4 protein-coding genes are annotated in these 4,562 nt (G+C 40.3%); 3 read left to right on the plus strand and 1 reads right to left on the minus strand.

Annotation, left to right across the window (positions count from 1 at the left end; genetic code table 11):
- On the minus strand, window positions 1-1,346 hold a 1,346-nt coding region (locus AC3LHT_RS09055; protein WP_488662660.1), incomplete at its 3' end, for an MATE family efflux transporter.
- 721 nt (window positions 1,347-2,067) lie between these two features.
- On the opposite strand from AC3LHT_RS09055, the gene AC3LHT_RS09060 reads away from it, so the two are divergent.
- The 3 genes from AC3LHT_RS09060 to AC3LHT_RS09070 all read left to right on the plus strand — a co-directional run.
- Window positions 2,068-2,604, plus strand: coding sequence for a prepilin-type N-terminal cleavage/methylation domain-containing protein (locus tag AC3LHT_RS09060; RefSeq protein ID WP_290647246.1), 537 nt, complete (start codon window positions 2,068-2,070; stop codon window positions 2,602-2,604).
- Complete coding sequence (locus AC3LHT_RS09065; protein WP_290647262.1) at window positions 2,600-3,007, plus strand: type II secretion system protein; 408 nt, start codon at window positions 2,600-2,602, stop codon at window positions 3,005-3,007. The genes AC3LHT_RS09060 and AC3LHT_RS09065 overlap by 5 nt, the downstream gene beginning before the upstream one ends.
- A partial coding sequence (locus AC3LHT_RS09070; protein ID WP_488662661.1) for a hypothetical protein occupies window positions 2,985-4,562 on the plus strand: 1,578 nt, incomplete at its 3' end. The genes AC3LHT_RS09065 and AC3LHT_RS09070, both read left to right, overlap by 23 nt.

Below are 4,562 nucleotides of genomic sequence, written 5' to 3' on the forward strand. Positions count from 1 at the left end.
GCTCCCGAGAGGAATCTGAGAACCTTCAAAGCCATTCTATAAGCCATATCTGCCATCATACCTGTCCATGCTCCAAGAAGTCCAAGGTTGAAATATTTTACCAGCACAAATCCCAACGGAATTCTTATAAACCACATCGCGGTCATGGAAGCAAACATTGGGAACTTTGTATCGCCTAAGCCCCTGAGGGCTCCTGTTGCGACAAAATCGGTTGCGAGTACTACTTGGAATAGCCCGATTAGTTTCACAGGAAGCGCCGCCATATCAATTATGCCTTTTTCGGAGGTGAATATTCTTATAAACCCCTCGGGCCAGAGAAAGATCACTGTGCCAATAACAGCGCCAAAGCCAAGCCCAACAAGCCAGCCTTGTCTCGCAGTTCCGATGACTTTTTTTAGATCACCAGAGCCATTATAATAACCAATAAGGGCCATTACTGCAACGTTAATCCCCCAGGCCGGCATAAAAGAAATGGATTCAACGTTAATCCCAATTCTGTGAGCTGCATACGCTTCGGATCCTGCCATCAACAAAATATTTGCAAAGATCAGTACACCAAAGGAAAAGGAAAAATTCTCAAAAGCGGTTGGAAGACCTACTGAAAAAACTTCCCTTACGCTTTTCCACGAGCTCTTTACGGGTTTTTTTGACATGTGTATTCTTTTGTTGGTGTATAGTAACATAAGAAGAATAATAGAAGCCACTGTTCTGGAAGTTACTGTAGCATAGGCCGCACCTTTTGCGCCAAGCTCGGGAAACCCAAATTTTCCAAAGATCATGCCGTAATCGAGAAATACATTCAAACCGTTGGCGATCAACGCTGCATACATAGGCGAGCGTGTATCTCCAGCTCCCCTAAGAGTAGAGGCGATTATGATCATAAAGCTCAAGCCGGGAATACCAGCGAGAACTATTTTTAGGTAATCGACACCAATCTGCTTGATTAGATCCTCTGCAGAGGGGAAAAAGATATCGATAAAATTGCCAGAAAAAATAGACAAGGTAGCAAGCCCAAGCCCTGTTATTAGCGACAGGTAAATTGCCTGCCAGGCAATGGAATTAACCTTTCTTTTGTTATTGGCTCCAAGACTGTTTGATATAAATACCATTGTACCTGTTGATATAGCTACCAGCACTGCCTGAAGGATGAATATTATCTGGTTCGCTGTGCCAACACCACCGATTGCTCGCCAGTCATAATGCCCTAAAAACGCTGTATCCGCTATACCAAGCAACATCTGCAACACATTTTCCCCAATTGCTGGAAGGGCAATAATGAATAGTCTTTTTCTTATATCAGCTGCCTCATCGTGGTTTAGATATGATTTCAATAAACTGTATTTCATATAACACCTCAATTAAGAACCGAGTTACGTGATTCGAGTTACGTGATTCGAGTTGCGAGTTACGAGTTTTTCAAGAGCCGAGTGATGAGTTATGAATGATGAGTTATGAGTTAAAGAGCTGAGTTGCGAGAACTAAAGAACCGAGTTACGTGATTCGAGATCTAGAGCCGAGTAACGAGTAGCGAGATTCGAGATTCGAGTTGCGAGAATATCAAGAGCCGAGAATCCGAGAGCCCGAGAAACCGAGTTACGAGTCAGGAGTCACGAGAGAGAACATCTAAACCCTAATAACTAGACCCCATACCCTGTTCTTTAATACCCTAGACTCTATTCCTAGTCGGTTGCGCTAGCAGTTCAAGGCAATCGTAAAGCGGTTCCAAGCAACTCCGCGGATTTCAGAGCAACAAACCCGATTTCCAGCCGTCTCGCCATCAATGTTCGGATTCCTAACAATTTTACGCTTGTCATTTCTTTTTTTCAACTCATTGTGCAGAACTTTTGCTTTCAAAAGCAAAGTCAGTCTATAAAAAAGAAATCAATATCTAAAAAAAGATTTCTAAGATGTTTATATAAAGTAAAGCATAAATTATATTGGCGAATCCGAAAAATTATTCGTCCAGAAAAATAACATCAATATAATCGCGTTGAAAATAAAACAGTTTATTCTATCAATAGACTAAATCAAAAGATGCAGCGAAGCGGTTATTATAGAGGTGATATTATGGAAAGAAGGAGGGGATTTTCACTTACAGAAGTACTCGTGGCGATGGCTGTCTCAAGCATTGTTCTTCTTTCTGTTGTGGTAGTTTCAAACTTGTCTTTTAAAATATCGGATCAGCTTAAAGCCTCGATGGAGCTTGATTCGGAGATTGTAAAGCTTCATACTTCTATTCAAAACATTATTTCCCGCCAATGGACTTTGGTAGCAACGATTACAGGGGTTTCTGATCTCCAAACACCCGGTGATAACTCGATAACTTTGATATCAAATATCCCCGCTAATAACCAGGCAGGTTGGGTAACAGCTGTCTCTACTATTACTTATGATCCAGAAAGTAAAGCATTACTCTACGTTCTCCCTAAAGGTGGGTCTGACGAAATCATTACATCTACAATCGCAAATCACATTGATTCATTCAGTGTCAGTCTTATACCTAATACTGATTACATAAAATACGATGCTACCTTTACTTATTATAGCCCTGCTTCTCTTCCGATTGTTCAGAAACACGTTGAAGGGGCGGTGAGGTTCTATTAAAAGGGGATTCTCATTAATAGAGGTATTGCTGGTGCTAGCTATTCTCTCAATATTTATGGCTTCTGGTATATTCCTTACTCTTAAATACAAAGAGCTTTCTGGAAGTATTTCCCGGACTTCAGAAGTAGAAGCCATAATGAAACTCGTTGAAAATCATCTAAGGCATAACTCAAACCTTCGTGACCTTTTGGGAAAAGATAACTTGGGCAGTTTTGTTGATTCCCTGAAGGAAAACCTGAATACGAATTATTTACCATTATCAGGCTTTGATAGTTTTGAAATCGATTCATTGAGCTATGAGGAGGTTCAAGAATACAGCGGTCTGTATCGATTTACTGTGACATTGCACGACAAAGCCACTAATAAGGAGGTGAGGAGATATGTTCTCATCTCCACACTTTGAATTTAGAAAAAGAGGATTTGCCCTCCCATTAACGATGATTTTGCTTATTTTTGGCACATTGATACTCTTGGCAGTGGCTTCTCAATTGAATCGCACAGCGAATGAGTTAAATAGCTTTAAAACTGTTTCGGAAAAGCAGAATGTGCTTGAAAATGCGATAGAGGCTGCTGGGTATATACTAATACAAAATAGCTCACTTGAAATGTCATCAACATGGAGTGAGATTGAAGCATTTAAGCAGAAAATCAGCAACCATTCCGGTATTGAATCCTATTATTGGGTACAATACCTAGATCAATTAACATCTGAAACTCCGTGTATCGATCTGAGTAATTATGTTAATGCAATGAGCAATGATCCTTCGCTTGGAAACGGGAAATATGCTTTCGATATTTATGCTTATGAAATTGGAAACAAGTATCTTATAACTGCTTCGCTTAAAGATAAAGCGTCGGGTGAAAGTATAAACAAGGCAGGAGCTGGTCTTGTCGCGAACGCAGTTGATGTATATTTGCCTGCGGTAAAGTTCGCGGCTTCTGACAGGGTGTTTTCAGTAATGAGAAAAGTAGGTGGAGGAAAGGGGAACCCGAAAATAATCGGGGACATGATTTATGGAAAAGCGATTATACTCGATGATGTAAATCTTCTTCTTACTGACTCCAGCACTCCCGGGGAAATAATCACAGGGTCTTTAACAGCTAAATCGGTAAATATTGATAATGTAGAAGAACTTTATCCAGGTTGGTACAGCCATATTTCAGATGACCCCTACACTATTTATCAAAAGTGGGTGAAAGAATACCTGGATACATTTCCTGCCACAGCACTTGAAATTATACTAAATGAGAACTATAACGTACCTACTGTTGATCCTGAGATGACTTTCATAATATCCGCTCCGGATAGCGATACTTCGCCAGAATTCAGCATCTTTTTTAATACAAGCGGCTTGAGAATAGAATATGGGACCAATGCCTTTAGCGTTCCCGCGACAGCCGTTTCTGAAAATATGATAAATATTAAAGTGATGGGAGATGCTGTTATTGGCAATGATCCTCACAAAATAAGCCCTGTCACAGGAAAATATAACATCGCTGTATATGGAGATGTGTATATTAATACCAATATTTCATATAACTATCTTGTGGATTATATAAATAATGGAAAGGGAAATTCTCCAGTAGCCAACAAAACAAAAGATGTTTCTGTTGCGATGATAAGCGACATGCTAAATGAAGGCGGGGAAGATGTTCTTTCTCTTGCGGCTGTTGGAGGAGATCTCAAACTTCTTTTCGGGTCTTCAAGCAGCACTCATGGCAACAAAACGATAATGGGAAACCTCCTTGCCCTAAAATATGAAGGGAAAGGCGGGGACGTATCATTTCCTGATATTGAGAAAGCAGTCAAGGGGAATGGTCATACTCCCCAGCTTTTTATCTTTGGAGCGTTAACAGCTTATACCTTTGATAAAGACCATCTCACACCAGACTTGTTAAACTCTATCGTTGCAGTTGCAAGTTACTTTGATCCTTCACAAAGCATGGATTTTCTCAAT

Source organism: Kosmotoga sp., from assembly GCF_982836095.1.

Bases quoted from the DNA above. Each gene is read 5' to 3' on its own strand.
- AC3LHT_RS09060 (WP_290647246.1), top strand. From the start codon at position 2,068: ATGGAAAGAAGGAGGGGATTTTCACTTACAGAAGTACTCGTGGCGATG.